General features: G+C 72.0%; 15 protein-coding genes and 2 pseudogenes. 8 read left to right on the forward strand and 9 right to left on the reverse strand.

From position 1 onward, the window contains the following. Together GXP76_RS05480 and rsmH are read right to left on the reverse strand one after the other, a co-directional pair. A pseudogene (locus tag GXP76_RS05480) lies at window positions 1-364 on the reverse strand (septum formation initiator); the annotation flags it as partial. After that, window positions 361-1,317 carry a 16S rRNA (cytosine(1402)-N(4))-methyltransferase RsmH gene (gene rsmH / locus GXP76_RS05485; RefSeq protein ID WP_242570269.1) on the reverse strand — a complete coding sequence of 319 codons (957 nt, stop codon included), beginning with the start codon at window positions 1,315-1,317 and terminating at the stop codon, window positions 361-363. The gene rsmH and the pseudogene GXP76_RS05480, both read right to left, overlap by 4 nt. A gap of 456 nt (window positions 1,318-1,773) precedes the next feature. On the opposite strand from rsmH, the gene GXP76_RS05490 reads away from it, so the two are divergent. From GXP76_RS05490 to GXP76_RS05505, 4 genes are all read left to right on the forward strand, one after another. After that, on the forward strand, window positions 1,774-2,337 hold the full coding sequence (locus GXP76_RS05490; protein ID WP_242570270.1) for a carbonic anhydrase: 564 nt from the start codon (window positions 1,774-1,776) through the stop codon (window positions 2,335-2,337). Between the two features lie 204 nt (window positions 2,338-2,541). After that, window positions 2,542-3,579: a MoxR family ATPase gene (locus tag GXP76_RS05495; RefSeq protein WP_242570271.1), complete on the forward strand. Its 1,038-nt coding sequence runs from the start codon at window positions 2,542-2,544 to the stop codon at window positions 3,577-3,579. Next, entirely contained in the window at window positions 3,579-4,937 is a 1,359-nt protein-coding gene (locus tag GXP76_RS05500; protein WP_242570272.1) for a DUF58 domain-containing protein, read from the forward strand. The genes GXP76_RS05495 and GXP76_RS05500 overlap by 1 nt, the downstream gene beginning before the upstream one ends. Then, the gene (locus GXP76_RS05505; protein WP_242570273.1) at window positions 4,934-7,357 is read left to right on the forward strand and encodes a transglutaminaseTgpA domain-containing protein; all 2,424 of its coding nucleotides are present in this window, start codon (window positions 4,934-4,936) and stop codon (window positions 7,355-7,357) included. Before GXP76_RS05500 ends, GXP76_RS05505 begins: the two co-directional genes overlap by 4 nt. Window positions 7,358-7,594: 237 nt before the next feature. Here GXP76_RS05505 and GXP76_RS05510 read toward each other — a convergent pair whose 3' ends face one another. The 3 genes from GXP76_RS05510 to GXP76_RS05520 form a co-directional block, all read right to left on the reverse strand. Continuing rightward, a complete protein-coding gene (locus GXP76_RS05510) occupies window positions 7,595-7,996 on the reverse strand; it encodes a DUF3040 domain-containing protein (protein WP_242570274.1) in 402 nt (133 codons plus the stop codon). Window positions 7,997-8,281: 285 nt separating this feature from the next. Further along, a complete protein-coding gene (locus tag GXP76_RS05515; protein ID WP_242570275.1) occupies window positions 8,282-9,070 on the reverse strand; it encodes a methyltransferase in 789 nt (262 codons plus the stop codon). Between the two features lie 92 nt (window positions 9,071-9,162). Next, window positions 9,163-9,705: an SAV_6107 family HEPN domain-containing protein gene (locus GXP76_RS05520; RefSeq protein ID WP_242570276.1), complete on the reverse strand. Its 543-nt coding sequence runs from the start codon at window positions 9,703-9,705 to the stop codon at window positions 9,163-9,165. A gap of 177 nt (window positions 9,706-9,882) precedes the next feature. On the opposite strand from GXP76_RS05520, the pseudogene GXP76_RS35980 reads away from it, so the two are divergent. The 4 genes and pseudogenes from GXP76_RS35980 to GXP76_RS05540 form a co-directional block, all read left to right on the forward strand. Then, window positions 9,883-9,966: pseudogene (locus GXP76_RS35980) on the forward strand (ABC transporter ATP-binding protein); the annotation flags it as partial. A gap of 35 nt (window positions 9,967-10,001) precedes the next feature. Further along, window positions 10,002-10,625 carry a TetR/AcrR family transcriptional regulator gene (locus GXP76_RS05530; protein WP_242570277.1) on the forward strand — a complete coding sequence of 208 codons (624 nt, stop codon included), beginning with the start codon at window positions 10,002-10,004 and terminating at the stop codon, window positions 10,623-10,625. A gap of 286 nt (window positions 10,626-10,911) precedes the next feature. Then, window positions 10,912-11,517, forward strand: coding sequence for a DUF4126 domain-containing protein (locus tag GXP76_RS05535; protein WP_242570278.1), 606 nt, complete (start codon window positions 10,912-10,914; stop codon window positions 11,515-11,517). Between the two features lie 80 nt (window positions 11,518-11,597). Beyond that, window positions 11,598-13,139 carry an NAD(P)/FAD-dependent oxidoreductase gene (locus tag GXP76_RS05540; protein WP_242570279.1) on the forward strand — a complete coding sequence of 514 codons (1,542 nt, stop codon included), beginning with the start codon at window positions 11,598-11,600 and terminating at the stop codon, window positions 13,137-13,139. Window positions 13,140-13,213: 74 nt separating this feature from the next. Here GXP76_RS05540 and GXP76_RS05545 read toward each other — a convergent pair whose 3' ends face one another. The 4 genes from GXP76_RS05545 to GXP76_RS05560 all read right to left on the reverse strand — a co-directional run bounded on the left by GXP76_RS05545 (window position 13,214) and on the right by GXP76_RS05560 (window position 16,475). Then, the gene (locus GXP76_RS05545) at window positions 13,214-14,230 is read right to left on the reverse strand and encodes a hypothetical protein (RefSeq protein ID WP_242570280.1); all 1,017 of its coding nucleotides are present in this window, start codon (window positions 14,228-14,230) and stop codon (window positions 13,214-13,216) included. A gap of 51 nt (window positions 14,231-14,281) precedes the next feature. Next, window positions 14,282-15,199 carry a methylenetetrahydrofolate reductase [NAD(P)H] gene (gene metF / locus GXP76_RS05550; protein ID WP_242570281.1) on the reverse strand — a complete coding sequence of 306 codons (918 nt, stop codon included), beginning with the start codon at window positions 15,197-15,199 and terminating at the stop codon, window positions 14,282-14,284. 157 nt (window positions 15,200-15,356) lie between these two features. Then, on the reverse strand, window positions 15,357-16,025 hold the full coding sequence (thiE, locus tag GXP76_RS05555) for a thiamine phosphate synthase (protein ID WP_242570282.1): 669 nt from the start codon (window positions 16,023-16,025) through the stop codon (window positions 15,357-15,359). An 84-nt stretch (window positions 16,026-16,109) separates the two neighbouring features. Beyond that, complete coding sequence (locus GXP76_RS05560; protein ID WP_242570283.1) at window positions 16,110-16,475, reverse strand: Rv2175c family DNA-binding protein; 366 nt, start codon at window positions 16,473-16,475, stop codon at window positions 16,110-16,112. Window positions 16,476-16,492 lie beyond the last annotated feature (17 nt).

Below are 16,492 nucleotides of genomic sequence, written 5' to 3' on the forward strand. Positions count from 1 at the left end.
CCTCGGAGGGGACGCCGGTGATCCCGCCGTCCGGGCCGAGGAAGGCGGGGCTGCCGCCGGGCACCATGCCGAGTTCGCGGGCGCGGCGCTGCAGCGCGTCGGGCGCGGAGAGGCCGTCCACGTCCCGCTGGAGCGCCTGCTGCTCGTCGGTCAGGTCGGTGGTCCGCTTCTTGAGCTCGCTCAGCTTGAACGACCCGACGTTGAGTGAGGAGTTCAGCAGGAGCAGGGTGATCAGCCCCCCGCCGAGGAGGAGAACGACCAGCAGGACGAAGGGGGTACGCGCCGCGGTGCTCGGCCCGGTCGTCGGCATCAGCCGGGCGAGCCGCGCGGCGCGCCCCCTCAGCTTCCTGGCCGGTCCCCTCACCGCACGTCCTCCCGGATCCGCTCGGCGCCGCGCAGCCGGGCGGGAGCGGCCCGTCGGTTGTCGGCGACCTCTTCCTCGGTGGGCAGTTCGGCACCGCGCGTGAGCAGTCTGAGCCTCGGCTGGTAGCGCTCGGGCACGACGGGCAGGCCGGGCGGCGCCGTGTTGGCGGCGCCGGCCGCGAAGACCTGCTTGACGAGGCGGTCTTCCAGGGAGTGGTAGGCGAGTACGGCGATACGGCCGCCGACCGCGAGGGACGCCACCGCGGCCGGGACGGCGGCTTCCACGGAGGACAGTTCGCCGTTGACCTCGATGCGCAGGGCCTGGAAGGTGCGCTTGGCGGGGTTGCCGCCGGTGCGTTTGGCGGCCTGCGGCAGGGCGTCGCGGATGAGTTCGACCAGGCGGGCGCTGTCGGTGAAGGGCTCGACGGCGCGTTCCCTGACGATCGCGGACACGATGCGCTTGGCCTGCTTCTCCTCGCCGTACGCCCGCAGGATCCGCACCAGTTCGCCCGGCGGGTAGGTGTTCAGGACCTCGGCGGCGCTCATGCCGGCCGACTGGTCCATGCGCATGTCGAGCGGGGCGTCCTGGGCGTACGCGAACCCCCGTTCCGCCTCGTCGAGTTGCATGGACGAGACGCCCAGGTCGAAGAGCACGCCCTGGACGCGTGGGATGCCCAGCCGGTCGAGCACGTCGGGCAGTTCGTCGTAGACGGCGTGCACGAGGGTGGCGCGGTCGCCGAACGGGGCGAGGCGCTCGCCGGAGAGCCGCAGCGCCTCCTTGTCCCGGTCGAGCGCGACCAGCCGCGCGGCGGGGAAGGTGGTGAGCAGGGCCTCGCTGTGGCCGCCGAGGCCGAGGGTGCAGTCGACGACGACGGCGCCGGGTTCGGCGAGGGCGGGGGCGAGCAGGCCGAGGCACCGGTCGAGCATCACCGGAACGTGCCGGGTGCCGGTCATTCGCGGGCCTCGCGGGGCCTGGTTCGCTGGCTGCGCTCGCTCATGCGCCCTCTCAGGTCCGGCGTGGATGTACGTACCGCCGAGCGTGAGGAGGCCGAGCCGCACGTACGCCGCACACGCGGGGGAATTCGGGGAGTGTTCCGGTAAGTGTTCAAGATGTCCGTGAACTTCGCGTCACTTTAGTCCACAGGCCCCCTCGGTCAATCAACCGGCCAGCGCGTCGCCCGGCCCGCCGCGGAGGGGCCGGCGGCGCCGATCGGGCGAAGATCGGGTGAAGATCGCATGGAGTCCGGACGGGGTGGCGACACGATCGCGCGCAAGCGAAAACGGTGCGCGCCACCCGTTCGCCCCGTCGAGCCGCACCCGTGTGGCTTACCTCACACCCGGCCTCGTTGACGATGTTTGTCCGGTCGCACAGCGGGCTTCCGGCGCGGGTGAGCATTAACGTCTATAGGTATGTCGACATCCGCGCACCTCCCCGCCGAGTCCGCCCAGGCATCCGCCGGTACGGCCCGAACCGACGGTACGGTCACCGATCGACTCGTGGACGCCAACCGGCACTACGCGAAAGACTTCGACGACCCGGGCATGGACGCCCGCCCCGTGCTGCGCGTCGCCGTGGTCGCCTGCATGGACGCCCGCCTCGACCTGCACGACGCGCTGGGCCTGGAGCTCGGCGACTGTCATACGATCCGCAACGCGGGCGGCGTCGTCACCGACGACGTCATCCGCTCACTCACCATCAGCCAGCGGGCGCTCCAGACCCGCAGCGTCGTCCTCATCCACCACACCGGCTGCGGTCTGGAGGCCATCACCGAGGACTTCAGGCACGAACTGGAAATGGAGGTCGGACAGCGTCCGGCCTGGGCCGTGGAGTCCTTCAGGGACGTGGACCAGGACGTACGGCAGTCGATGCAGCGGGTGCGGACCTCACCGTTCCTCCTGCACACCGACGACGTACGCGGCTTCGTCTTCGACGTGTCGACCGGCCTTCTGCGGGAGATCGAACCGGCGAACTGACCGCGTCGCCCGCACCAGAAACGCGGCAACTCCGGCAATTCACACCCACTTATCCACAGGCGAGTGACACGAAGCGGTAACGGCAACAAGAATGCGTGAGTGACGGCGGCGCCCCGGAACCTTCCGGGCGCGGCGTCCGTATTTCGGGGTGGGCCGGGCCGTGAGAAGAGCCCCGGCCCGTATGAACGGGCCGAGGAGGGCCGGGTGACGACCTATGACGATCGAGCGAGCCTCACAGATCTGACCACCACAGCGGAGCGTGTCCGCGCATCGGTGGAGGGTGTGATCGAGGGCAAGCCTGAGGTCGTACGGCTTTCGCTGACAGTGCTGCTCGCCGAGGGACATCTCCTCATCGAGGATGTCCCCGGCGTCGGCAAGACCATGCTGGCCAAGGCGCTGGCACGTTCCATCGACTGCTCGGTCCGGCGTATCCAGTTCACGCCCGACCTGCTGCCCTCGGACATCACCGGGGTCTCCATCTACGACCAGCAGCGCCGGGACTTCGAGTTCAAGCCCGGGGCGATCTTCGCGCAGATCGTGATCGGCGACGAGATCAACCGCGCTTCGCCGAAGACGCAGTCGGCGCTGCTGGAGTCGATGGAGGAGCGCCAGGTCACCATCGACGGGCAGACGTACGAACTGCCCAGCCCCTTCATGGTGGTGGCGACGCAGAACCCGGTCGAGATGGAGGGCACCTATCCGCTGCCCGAGGCGCAGCGCGACCGTTTCATGGCCAGGGTCTCCATCGGTTATCCCAGCGCGGAGGCCGAGTTGGAGATGCTGGACGTGCACGGCGGTCTCTCGCCGCTGGACGACCTCCAGCCGGTGGCCCACGCGCACGACATCGTGAAGCTGATCGACGCGGTGCGCAAGGTCCATGTGGCCGACTCCGTACGGCGGTACGCGGTGGAGCTGGTCGCGGCGACCCGTAACCACCCGGATCTCAGACTGGGCGCCTCACCGCGCGCGACGCTGCATCTGGTGCGCGCGGCGAAGGCGTCCGCCGCGCTGAGCGGCCGGGAGTACGCGCTGCCGGACGACGTGCAGGCGCTGGCCGCCGCGGTGCTGGCCCACCGGCTGCTGCCGACCGCGCAGGCACAGCTCAACCGCCGGACCGCGGAGCAGGTGGTGCTGGAGATCCTCCAGCGCGTCCCGGTGCCGACGGCCGACGGCGGCCGGAAGGCGCCCATGGCCGCCGCGCCGCTCTACGACCGGCAGCAGCCGGGCGTCCGGCGGCTGTGATGGAGCCCGGCGCCACCACCTCGGAGAGGGAGGACCGAGGCGGTCTGCGGGCGGCGCTGGGCGGTCTCACCACCCGCGGCCGGTCGTTCTTCGCCGCGGGCATCGCGGCGGCGGTCTGCGCGTACGTCCTCGGTCAGGCGGATCTGCTCCGGGTGGGGATGCTCCTGGCCGTCCTGCCGCTGGTCTGTGTGGGCGTGCTGTACCGCACGCGCTACCGGGTCGCGGGCAGCAGGCGGCTCTCGCCGTCGCGCGTGCCGGCGGGGTCCGAGGCGCGTGTCCATCTGCGGATGGACAACGTGTCGCGGCTGCCCACCGGTCTGCTGATGCTCCAGGACCATGTGCCGTACGTGCTGGGCCCGCGCCCCCGGTTCGTCCTGGACCGGGTGGAGGCGGGCGGGCGCCGCGAGGTCTCCTACCGGGTGCGCTCCGACCTGCGCGGGCGTTATCCGCTCGGGCCGCTGCAGTTGCGGCTGAGCGACCCGTTCGGGATGTGCGAGCTGACGCGGTCCTTCAGCGCCCACGACACCCTGACCGTCATACCGCGCACCGAGCCGCTGCCACCGGTGCGGCTGGCGGGCGCGACGTCGGGGTACGGAGACGGGCGGCAGCGCTCGCTGTCGCTGGCCGGCGAGGACGACGTCATCCCGCGCGGCTACCGGCACGGCGACGACCTGCGCCGGGTGCACTGGCGCTCCACCGCGCGCTACGGCGAGCTGATGGTGCGTCGCGAGGAGCAGCCGCAGCGGGCCAGGTGCACGGTGCTGCTCGACACCCGGCGGCTCGCCTATCAGGGCGCGGGTCCCGACTCGGCCTTCGAATGGGCGGTGTCGGGCGCGGCGTCCACACTGGTGCACATGCGGGAACGGGGCTTCGCCGTCCGGCTGTTGACGGACACGGGGAGTTCGGTGCCCGCCCAGGGCGCCGACGGATTCGCCGGTTCGGCACAGGAGTCCGCCGACGCGGCCGGACTGATGATGGACACACTCGCCGTCGTCGACCACTCCGACGGGGCCGGTCTCTCGCGCGCGTACGACGTGCTGCGCGGCGGGACCGAGGGGCTGCTGGTCGCCTTCCTCGGCGATCTCGACGAGGAGCAGACCGCGGTGGCCTGCCGTATGCGCCGTCGCAGCGGCGCCGCGGTGGCCTTCGTCCTGGACAGCTCCGGCTGGGTGCACGACGAGGGTGAACCGCCCGCGGGGGTCCAGGACCGGCTGCGGCGGTTGCGCGAGTCCGGCTGGAACGCCCTCGCGGTGCCCGCCGGCGTCGCACTGCCCGACCTGTGGCAGCGGGCGGCACAACAGCGCACCGATTCGGGTGTGACAGAGGGCTCGGCAGGCTTCTCCGGAGGATGGTCATGAGCGGTCGCGCGAGGCTGGCGCTGTGCGCGTTCGCCGCCACGATGATGGCGGCGAGCGCTCTGCTGCCGCTGGTCGATCCGGCCACCTGGATCATCCAGGCGGCCTTCATGGTGGCGGTCCTGACAGGTGTGGGCGCACTCGGCCGGCGGGTGCCGCTGGCCAGGACGCTGACCGTGGCGCTCCAGGCGGCCGCCGGGCTGCTGATGCTCACGGTGGTCTTCGCCTCGGAGCAGGCCCTGTTCGGTCTGCTGCCCGGCCCGGACGTCTTCCTGCGCTTCGGTGAGCTGCTGAACCAGGGCGGCGAGGAGGTCGCGCGGTACTCGGTTCCGGCACCGTCGACCAACGGCATCCGGCTGATGCTGGTCGGTGGCGTGCTGGTCATCGGTCTCGCCGTGGACGCGCTCGCCGTGACGTTCCGCAGCGCGGCGCCGGCCGGACTGCCGCTGCTCGCGCTGTACTCGGTCGCCGCGGGTCTCTCCGGCGGCGACGCCTCCTGGCTGTGGTTCCTGCTGGCGGCCACCGGCTATCTGCTGTTGCTGCTGGCCGAGGGCCGGGACCGGCTCTCCCAGTGGGGCCGGGTCTTCGGCGGCGCCGCGCGTGCTCCGGGCCGTACGGCCTCCGGGATGGACACCGGGGGCAGCACCGCGGCCCCGATCCGTTCCGGCCACCGGATCGGTGTGATGGCGCTGGGCATCGCGCTGGTGGTGCCCGCCGCGCTGCCGTCGCTGAACGGCGGACTGCTCAACGGCACGGGAGCCGGGTCGGGTTCGGGTCTGGGCGGCGGCACGATCTCCGCCGTCAACCCGCTGGTGTCGCTCCAGGACAACCTCAACCAGCCCGAGGACCGGGAGGCGTTGCGGTACCGGACGAACGCCGAGAGCACCCAGAACCTGTATCTGCGGATCATGGCGCTGGACGACTTCGACGGCACGTCCTGGCGGTTCTCCCAGCGCAGCGTCGAGGACGTTCCGAACAGGCTCCCGGGTCCGCCCGGTCTGAGCGGCGACGTGAGCGTCACCGAGATCAAGACGAGTATCTCCGCCGCCGGTTGGTACCGGCAGAACTATCTCCCGATGCCCTATCCGGCTTCGGAGGTGGACATCGAGGGGCGCTGGCGCTTCGAGCCGAGCGGCCGGACCCTGGTCGGCGACCGCGGGGAGACCACGCGGGGTGCCCAGTACCAGGTGACCAGCCTGCTGGTGGAGCCGACCCGCGAGCAGCTCGCGACGGCGCCGAAGCCCCCGGCCTCCCTCGTGCGGGAGTACACCAAGGTGCCGGAGGTCCTGCCGGAGGAGGTCGAGGCCACCGCGCGCGAGGTGACCGAGGGCGCGGCGAACGACTACGAGAGGGCGGTCAGGCTCCAGGACTGGTTCGCCGTGGACGGCGGCTTCACCTACGACACCCAGGTCGCCTCCGGCACGGGTGTCTCGGCCATCAGCCGCTTCCTCCGGGAGAAGGAGGGCTTCTGCGTCCACTTCTCCTTCTCGATGGCGGCGATGGCCCGCACGCTGGGCATCCCCGCGCGGGTGGCGGTGGGCTTCACACCGGGCACACCGCAGTCGGACGGCACGATGTCCGTCGGGCTCCGTGACGCGCACGCCTGGCCCGAGCTGTACTTCGAGGGTGTCGGCTGGACCCGCTTCGAGCCGACGCCGAGCCGGGGCAGCGCACCGGACTACACCATCCCCGAGGCGCCCTCGGGCGACGCGAGCGACCCGGCCGAGCCCGAGGCCAGCACGTCGTCCGCGCCGACCTCGCAGCCGTCCACCTCGGACAGCTGCCCGCCGGAGGCCGCCAGGAGCGGCGAGTGCGGGCCGACCGCTTCGGCCGGAGCGCTGCCCCCGACCGACTCGGGAACATCCGCGGGGACGGTGACCGCCATCACGCTGGGCGTCCTCGCCGTCCTGCTGCTGCCCCTGCTGCCATTGCTGTGGCGCACCCGGGTCCGGGCCCGGCGTCTCGGTTCCGGGGGCCGTTCGCCCGCCGATGCCACGGCCCGTGTGCTGGGGGCGTGGCGGGAGATCGTCGACACCGCCTGGGACTACGGCATCCGTCCCGACGAATCGCGGACACCACGCGGGACGGCGGCCCGGATCGTGCGGCTGGGGCGGCTGGAGGGTGACGCGGCCGATTCCGTGCACCGGGTCGCGCGCGCCGTGGAACAGGTGCTGTACGCGCCGGAGCCGCGGCCCGTCACGGGTCTCGCCGACGACGCCCAGCGGGTCCGTGCGGGCCTGGGTGGGTCGGCGGGCCGCTGGACCGGACAGCGGGCGCTTTTCCTGCCGCGCTCGTCCGTTCGGGTGATGTGGGGGCTCGCCGAGCGCTGGGCCGCCGTCTCCGATCGCTGGGGAGCGCGCCGTCTGGAGCTGGGCCGCCGGTGGGCGGCGCTGTTCCGCAGGCCGTCCCGGCAGCGGGGCTGAGCAGGGCGGGGCCGGGAACCAGGGCCGCGAAGGTCGGGGCGGGGGTCATGGGGCGCTTACGGGCCCTGTGACCCCCGCCCCTCGCGTATGTCCGGGTGCCGCGTCGTGCCCGGGCTCCGGGGCCGTACACGGATACGGCTGAGGGGCGAGCGCGTGTCGCGCTCGCCCCTCAGCCGTATCCGCCGTATCTCACGGCCGTCGCACCACTACTGCATGTTCGGAAACCTCGGGTTCGTACTACTGACCCTGCTCGTCACGGCGACGCTGCCACCGCTGCTCGATCCGGTTCATGAACGAACGGCGCTGTCGAGGCTGCTGCTGCCGGCGGTCGGCCGTGGCCTCGCCGGATGCCTGCTGCTCACCCGGTTTCGGGGCCTTGCGCCAGCCGGTGACCGCGAGAACCGCGCAGCCCAGCATGACGAGGAAACCCACCACGCCGATCCAGATCTGCTTGGCGACCATACCGGTCATGAGGAGCGCGATACCCACGAGAAAGCCAGCGATCGCCTGGTAGACCCGTCGCCGGGTGTACGTACGCAGCCCGCTTCCCTCAAGCGCTGTCGCGAACTTGGGATCTTCGGCGTACAGCGCTCGCTCCATTTGCTCGAGCATTCGCTGCTCGTGCTCCGAGAGCGGCACGGAGTCCTCCTAGTCGTCGGTCGCGGGGGGCGACCGGTATGCGGCCCCTTCAGGATAGGCAGGGATTCGCCCCCGTGAAACCCGCCCTCTACGCCATTTCGCCAATCCGGGCCGCCATGCCGACTCGGCCGCTGAGGCGTTGATTCCCCAACCGTCGACCCGTCATGCCGGAAGGCGTACCCCGATCATACGGCGCCGAACGCTCTGCCGGGGGGCCTGTGGCGCACTCCATCCGCAGCTGCGTCGCTGATCAGCCCCTCGATCAGTGCTCGCGGGCGTTCTCTGTCAGGCTCGCTTCTCGCCCAGGACGTGCAGCTGGCTCGCGACGGAGTGGAACGAGGGCTGTTCGGCGGCGGCCGCCTCCAGCTTCAGAAGGGCGTCCAGAGCGCCCGGCTGAGTGTCCACCAGAACACCCGGGACCAGGTCGGAGAAGACCCGGACACCGTGCACGGCGCCCACGTCGGCGCCGGCCTTGTCGACCAGTTCGGTCAGCAGCTCGACGGTGAAGCGCCGGGGCACCGGATCGCCCTCGCCCCAGCGGCCGGCCGCGTCCGTGAGCGCCTGCCGGGCCTCGGTGAAGTGCCCCGCGAGCGCCCTGGCGAGTACGGCGCCGCCGAGGCCCGCGGCGAGCAGGCTCAGCGCACCGGCGGGACGCAGCGCCCCGACCGCGTTCCGCAGGCCCTCGGCGGGGTCGTCGGCGTACTCCAGGACACCGTGGCAGAGCACGGCGTCGTACCCGCCCCGCTCCACCACGTCGAACAGGCCGAGGATGTCGCCCTGGACACCGTTGACGCGGTCGGCGACGCCCGCCTCGGCGGCCCGGCGCTCCAGCGCGAACAGCGCGTTGGGGCTCGGGTCGACGACGGTCACCCGGTGCCCGAGGCGGGCGACGGGCACGGCGAAGCTGCCCGTGCCGCCTCCGGTGTCGAGGACGTCCAGGACCGCCGCGTCGCCCACGGCGGCGGCGCGGCTGTGGAGGGCGCGTTCGAGTACCTCCCACACCACGGCGGTACGCAGGGAGCTACGGGGGCGCGACGGCGTCTCTCCACCGAAGGCAGGGGAAGGGTCCGACACGGCAGTTGACTCCTCGGCGCGGTGCCGCCCCTGGTCGCGGGGCGTGAAGGTGCAGGTTCCGCACAGCCTATTGCCTTGGTCGCCTCTGCCCGTCACCCAGCGGCGCCGCCCTTCTCCGGCTGTTCGGCCCTGGGCTGGGGCAGTACCGGTTCGAGCACGAGAAGCCTCTCCACGAGGCGCAGGAACATGGCCACGTCGCGCAGCAGATCGTCGGCGTCGCGGTTGCTCGCCGCGCCCTGTATGCCGGCCTCCGCCCGCGCCCTGCGGGTGGCTCCGGAGGCGAACAGGGCGCTCCATTCGGACAGCTCGGGCACGATCTCGGGCAGCACTTCCCAGGCGCTCCGTATGCGCCGGCGGCGCGGGCCCGTCGCGGGCTCGGGCCGGCCACGGGCGGCGAGGACCGCCGCGGCGGTGCGCAGGGCGGCCAGATGAGCCGTGGCATAGCGCTCGTTGGGGGTTTCGAGGGTGGCGGCCTCGTCCAGGCCCGTGCGGGCCTTCGCGAGCAGGTCGAGGGCGGCGGGCGGCGCGGTCGCGCGCCTCAGAACGGGGTGGACGTCGGTCGCGGGGCCGGTCAGTGAGGGGGCAGGGCCGCCTGTGCTTCGCCGGCGTGCGGCTGCGGCGTAGGAACTGGCCATGACGAACCTCCTGGTCGTCTCTGTGACGGCTCTGTGGCCGTATGTGTCCATCGTGGGGCACACCACTGACAATCCGCCCTGACCTGCACTTTTGCGTCGTCCGCTCGTACGGAGCAGCTTTTTGCACTGACTGGTCGGCACAACCTGGCGGACCGGGGCTGTGGCGCTCATCGGCCGCCACAGCTGCTCGCCGTGGACGACCTCGGCCTCAAGCTCTCCGACGCCGAACGGGCAGCGGCCCGGGGCCTGTTGAGATCCGTCGTCCGACCGCGTCGGCACCTGTGAGAATCGGGCGCATGGACAGCAGCAGCACCCGCCGGCGGGCCACCCGACAGAAGCTCTACGAGGCCGCGGTGACGCTCATCGCCGAACAGGGCTTCTCGGCGACGACCGTCGACGAGATCGCCGAGCGCGCCGGAGTCGCCAAGGGCACGGTCTACTACAACTTCAAGAGCAAGACCGAGCTGTTCGAGGAGCTTCTGCGGCACGGCGTCGGCATGCTGACCGCGTCCCTGCGGACCGCGGCCGACGAGACGGCGGAGCGCGACGGAACCAGCGTGGAGGCGCTGGACGCCATGGTCCGTGCGGGCCTCGCCTTCATCGACCGCCATCCGGCGTTCACCCGGCTGTACGTGGCCGAGCTCTGGCGCACCAACCGCGCGTGGCAGTCCACGCTGCTGGTGGTGCGTCAGCAGGCCGTCTCCGTCGTGGAGAAGGTGCTTCAGGAGGGGATCGACCGCGGTGAACTGAGCCGTGGGATCGATGTCCCGCTCACAGCCGCCGCCCTGGTGGGAATGGTGCTGGTGGCGGCCCTGGACTGGCAGGCGTTCCAGCCCGAGCGGTCGATCGACGACGTGCACTCGGCGCTCTCGTTACTCCTGCGCGGACAGGTCGGCGGAAGCGGACCCGTTCCTCGCTGAGAGCACGGCCGGGGGCGGACGCGGAAATGCGCCGCTCCGGTCGGGTTTCCTCACTCCCGACCGGAGCGGCGCATCGCCTCACCCCGTAACGGTCGGGGTGCCACACCGCTCCGCCGCCCCGTGCCGGCGGTTTCGGCGCCGCGCCTCTCCCGTGCCCCACACTCTTCCGTCTTCGCAGGTGGGGGCCTATCCGCGTCTCTACTCATCTCATGTACTAGGTACGGATACTCACCACCCCGTTCGAATCCTCACCCGTCCGGCCCACACGCTGGCTACGATCTCGTCCGTGTCCGTACTTCCCCTTGTCTTCACCAGCGGCTGGGCCAGCGGGATCAACGCGTACGCGGTGGTTCTACTGCTCGGGATCTTCGGCGCGACCGGGCTGACCGACGAGGTCCCCGAGTCGCTCCAGCGCACCGACGTGCTGGTCGTCGTGGGTGTGCTCTTCGTCTGCGAGGCGGTGGCGGACAAGATCCCGTACGTCGACTCGGTCTGGGACTCCGTGCACACGGTGATCAGACCGCTGTCGGGCGCGGTGGTGGCGGCGCTGCTCGCCGGGCAGAGCGGTTCGCTCCCGGAGATCACGGCGGGCGCCGTCGGCGGATCGACCGCCCTGGTGAGCCATCTGGTGAAGGCCGGCACGAGGATGGCGGTCAACACCTCCCCGGAGCCGTTCAGCAACATCGCCGTGAGCACCGTGGAGGACCTCGGCGTCGCCGGGATCATCACGTTCGCGATCTTCCACCCGCTCGCCGCCGCGATCGTCGCGGGCGGCCTGCTGCTGCTCGGCATCGTGATCGTCGTCTTCCTGGCCTCGAAGATCCGCGGGTTCCGGCAGCGCAGGGCGCGCAGACGCGAGGAGCGGCGCCTCGCCACGTCGTGGCCGCCCTGACCGCTCCCGCCGCTCCCGCGCTCCCCGGCCCGGCATCCCGGCCGACGCGCCGGTGAAACAGGCCGCTAAGGTCCACTTCCATGGCACGAATTGCGGTGATCGGCGCCGGGATGGGCGCGATGGCGGCGGCTGCCCGGCTGGCGGTGGCGGGGCACCGGGTGACGGTGTACGAGCGCTCGGCGACGTACGGCGGCGCCCTGGGCCGGTTCGAGCGCGACGGGTTCGCGTACGACACGGGCCCCACGCTGCTGCATCTGCCCGCCGTCTACCGGGACCTGTTCCTCAAGACGGGCAAGAAGCCGCTCGAAGAGTGTGTGCGGATGACCCAGGTCGACCCGGCGAGCAGGCATCTCTTCCCGGACGGCACCGACGTGTGCCTGCCGAACACCTCGCGCGCCGGTGTCGTCTCGGCCCTGGACGCCGCGCTCGGCGCGGGGGCCGGGGCACGGTGGGGAGACTTCCTCGGCCGGGCCCGGGACGCCTGGGACCGTTCGCGGCGGCCTCTGTTGGAGGAGCCGCTGCGCGGCGACTGGCAGGTGCTGGGGCGCGATCCGTATCCGGCCGTCCGGCGGCGCAGGCTGCTGCGCGCGCCACGGGTCGCGGGCACCGTCGCCGAGGTGGGGACGGGCGAGTTGGCGGACCGCCGGCTCGCCGCGCTGTTCGAGGGGTACGTGCTGTCGTACGGACTCGATCCGCGGCGCACCCCCGCGAGCGCCGCCCTTCTGCCGTACATGGAGCAGACGTTCGGCAGCTGGTACGTGCGGGGCGGGATGCGGGCGCTGGCGCACGCGGTGTACGAGCGGTGCCTGGCGCGCCGGGTGGAGTTCGTGTTCCGGGCCGATGTGGTCCGGATCGTCGAGAAGGACGGCCGCGCCGCCGGTGTGGAGCTGGCGCCGGGGCCGGCCGCGTCCGCCCCCACGGTCGTGGAGGCGGACCACGTGGTGGCGGGCACGGCCCCCGCGGCCCTCGTGGACCGGGAGTTGTGGGGGGACGACGACGTACGGCCCCAGGGCGGCGGTGCGGGCGGGAGCGGGGCTCCGTCGGTCCCCGGCAGGTTCACGGTGCTGCTGGCCCTGCGTGGCGGCAGGCCGGACGGCACAGCGCACCGGACGGTGGTCCACTCCCCCGACGGCGTCGGCGAGGCCGGCGCGGTGTTCTCCGGGCGGACGGCGGAGCGGCCCACGGTCACGGTGCTGCGGCCCGACGACCCGACGACGCGTCCGGACGACGGGCACGAGGCGCTCACCCTCACGGCGACCGTCGCACCGCACGGTCCGGTGGACTGGAACGGCGCCGGACTGCGTGAGCGGTACGCCGACGTGCTGATGGAGACGGCCGGCGCCGCCGTGCCCGAGCTGCGGGAGCGGCTGTGCTGGCGGGAGATCCGTACGCCGGCCGACACGGCGGCCGGGACCGGGGCACGGGGCGGTTCGGTGCCCGCGCCCTCACTGGCGGGCGCGGAGGGCCGGCTGCTGCACCCGGCGAACAGCACGCGGCTGCCCGGTCTCTATGTCGTGGGCGGTGAGGCGCACCCGGGCGGCGGGCTGGCGCACGCGGGCATGTCCGGGACGCTGGTCGCCGGGCTGATCGTCGAGGGCGCGGAGTTCCGCGGGTCGCGCTGAAGTCCCGCCGCGCCCCGGCCGGGACGCCCGGCGCCGGGTGAACCCGCCGGGACGTGGCGGGAGTTGAGCGCCCGTCAGTAGCGGTAGCGCTGCTCGTCGTAGTTGGGGTCGTAGCCGTACTGCTCGGGCGCCTGCTGCGGCATCGGGGGGACGTTGTCGCCCTCGCGCTGCTGCGGGACCCAGACCCCGCCGGGCGGCGTGTCCGCGCCGTACTCGGGCGATCCGGTCTGGCCGCCCTGCCCGCTCTGGTCACCGTAAGGGGCCGCGTACTGCTGCTGGCCGCCGTAACTGTCGTACGCGCCGTAGGAGTCGCCGCCGCTGTTCTCGGCGCCGTACGGGTCGGTGTAGGCGGCGTACTGCTGCTGACCCGTGTCGTAGTCGTACCGGCCGCCCTGGCCGTTCTGGCCCGCGTACGGGTCCTGCTGCCCGCCGTACACGTCCTGGCCCTGGCTCGCGTAGGCGTCAGCGGCCCCGTAGGCGTCCGCCGCGCCGTACGCGTCGTGGCCCTGGCCGGAGTAGGCGTCCTGGCCCGCGTAGGTGTCGTGGCCGGCGTAGGTGTCCTGTCCGGTGGGCGCGTCGTAGCCGTTGTACGGGTCGTAGTTGCCGTACTGGGTGGCCTGGTAGGCGGCGTCGCTGTACACGCCGTACTGCCCGGTCTCGTCGGGCATCGGCTCCGGCTCGTAGACGGACGCGGCGATCGGCGGCTCGCTGGGTGCGGGGCCGGGGCCCATGGGGTCCGCGGCGACGGGCTGGTACTCCAAGTCGGAGACTTCCAGGCTCGGTTCGCGGGTCTCGGCCTCACCACCGCCGGCCCTGCGCCGGCGGCTGGCGCCGGGGCTGCCGCCGATCGCCCAGCCGGTGGAGAAGCCGCGGCGGAACGAGAGCGTCACATAGGTCTGGCCGATCGCGAACGCGATCGCGCCCACGGCGATGACGGGGACGGAGGCGAGCAGGACACCCAGCACCACGCCGACGAAACCCGTGAAGGCGAGAAGTCGCCAACGCAGCCGCGCCTTGTACTGGAGGAGTACTTCGCCCAGCAGCCACAGCGCGACGATGCCGAACGCGATGTAGAGGACCGTCCAGCCCATGCCCGCCCCTCTCCTGCGGTCACCGCCCCGGGTCGGGGCGGGTACGACCGGTCACGACTGCTCGTGCAGTCCGAGATTCTCGTAAATTTCGAGCGTCGCCGTGGAGTTGTTGAGTGTAATGAAGTGGAGTCCGGGGACACCCTCCGCGCGCAGCGTCGCGCAGAACTCAGTCGCGTACTCGATACCGATGGAGCGTACAGCGGCGGGATCCTCCGCGGCGGAGAGGATCCGCTCTTTCAGTGCCGGGGGCAGCGCCGCGTTGCTGAGCTGCGAGAAGCGCTCGATCTGCCGGACGTTGGTGACCGGCATGATCTCCGGGATGATCGGGGTGTCGCAGCCGGCCGCCGCGACCTTGTCCCGCAGCCGCAGATAGTCCTCGGGGTCGAAGAACATCTGGGTGATGGCGTAGTCGGCGCCCGCGCGGCACTTGGCCACGAAGTGCCGGATGTCGCTCTCCCAGTCGGGCGAGCGCGGATGCATCTCGGGGAAGGCGGCGACGCCCACGCAGAAGTCGCCGGACTCCTTGATCAGACGGACCAGGTCGGCCGCGTACGTCACGCCCTCGGGGTGCTTGACCCACTCGCCCATGGGGTCGCCGGGCGGGTCCCCGCGCACGGCGAGGATGTTCCGGATCCCGGCGTCCGCGTACTGCCCGATCATGTTCCGCAGCTCGGCGACCGAGTGGTTCACGGCCGTGAGGTGGGCGACCGGGGTCAGTGTGGTGTCGGAGGCGATCTGCTGGGTGGCCTTGACCGTGCCCGCGCGGGTGGAGCCGCCGGCGCCGTAGGTCACCGAGACGAAGTTCGGGGCGACGGCCTCGACCCGGCGCAGCGCGTTCCAGAGATTGCGCTCGCCCTTCTCCGTCTTGGGCGCCCAGAACTCGAACGAGTACGACAATTTGCCGGTCGCGAGTAGGTCACGCACCGTGCGAGCGTGATCCGTCCTGGTCGAAGCAGTACCAAGGGCCATACCGGAAGGTTATCGAGGGCACGGCGATCACCCAACCAGAGCAGGCCCTTTTGTCCATTTCACACCAAGCCTGTCCACCCCTCGGACAGTGGGCCTCCACCGGAGGGCGAGGATCCGGGGCTCCGGGGCGGGTGCCGGAGCGGCGACGGCGGCCCGGTCAGGCGACTCTGTCCCGTACGCGCTTGGCGATACCGGCGGCCGCCATGGCCGGATCGTCCGCCTCCGTGAGGGCCCGTACGACCACGACCCGGCGGGCCCCGGCGTCCAGCACCTCTTCGAGGTTGCCCGCGTCGATCCCGCCGATCGCGAACCACGGGCGCCGGGTGGCCAGCGACGCCGCGTACCGCACGAGGCCGAGCCCGGGGGCGGGCCGGCCGGGCTTGGTCGGGGTGGGCCAGCAGGGCCCCGCGCAGAAGTAGTCCACACCGGGCTCGCCCGCCGCCGCCATCACCTCGGTCTCGGAGTGGGTGGAGCGGCCGATCAGCAGCTCCGTACCGAGGATGGCCCGGGCGGCGGAGACGGGCAGGTCCCCCTGGCCGAGGTGCAGCACGTCGGAACCGACGGCGTGCGCCACGTCCGCCCGGTCGTTCACGGCCAGGAGCTTGCCGTGGCGCCGGCAGGCCTCGGCGAAGACCTGGAGGTGGTCCAGCTCCTCGGCCGCCTCCATGCCCTTGTCACGCAGCTGCACGATGTCCACACCGGAGGTGAGGACGGCGTCCAGGAACTCGGGGAGGTCCCCCTGCCGCTTCCGTGCGTCCGTGCAGAGATAGAGCCGGGCGTCGGACAGCAGATCGAGTGCGCTGGGCGCACCGGGCACTGCGGGCATGCGGGTCTCCCCCATCGGATCGTTGCCATGACGGCCGTGCGCGGGCCGGGCGGCCCGGCCCGCGCACGGCCGGTGGTGGTGCCGTCAGACGGCGAGCGCCTGCGCGCGGCGCTTCACCTCCGTACCGCGATTCTCGCTGAGGGCCTGCGCGGGCGTGCCCGGCAGGGACGGGTCGGGAGTGAAGAGCCAGTCGAGCATCTCTTCGTCGGTGAAGCCGTCGTCCCTGAGGAGCGTCAGGGTGCCGGCGAGGCCCTTGACGACCTTCTTGCCGTCGATGAAGGCGGCCGGCACCTGGAGCGCCCGATTCTCACCGCGGCGCACTGCGATCAGCTGGCCTTCCTTCACCAGCTGTCGCACACGCGTCACCTCGATATCGAGCATTTCAGCGATATCGGGCAGGTGAAGCCAGGCAGGGACGAGAGCATCGATCTTTGCGTCAATCTCAGTCACAGGACAAGCCTGCCATC

It is taken from the genome of Streptomyces sp. NP-1717 (assembly GCF_022695985.1).
Lineage (GTDB): Bacteria > Actinomycetota > Actinomycetes > Streptomycetales > Streptomycetaceae > Streptomyces.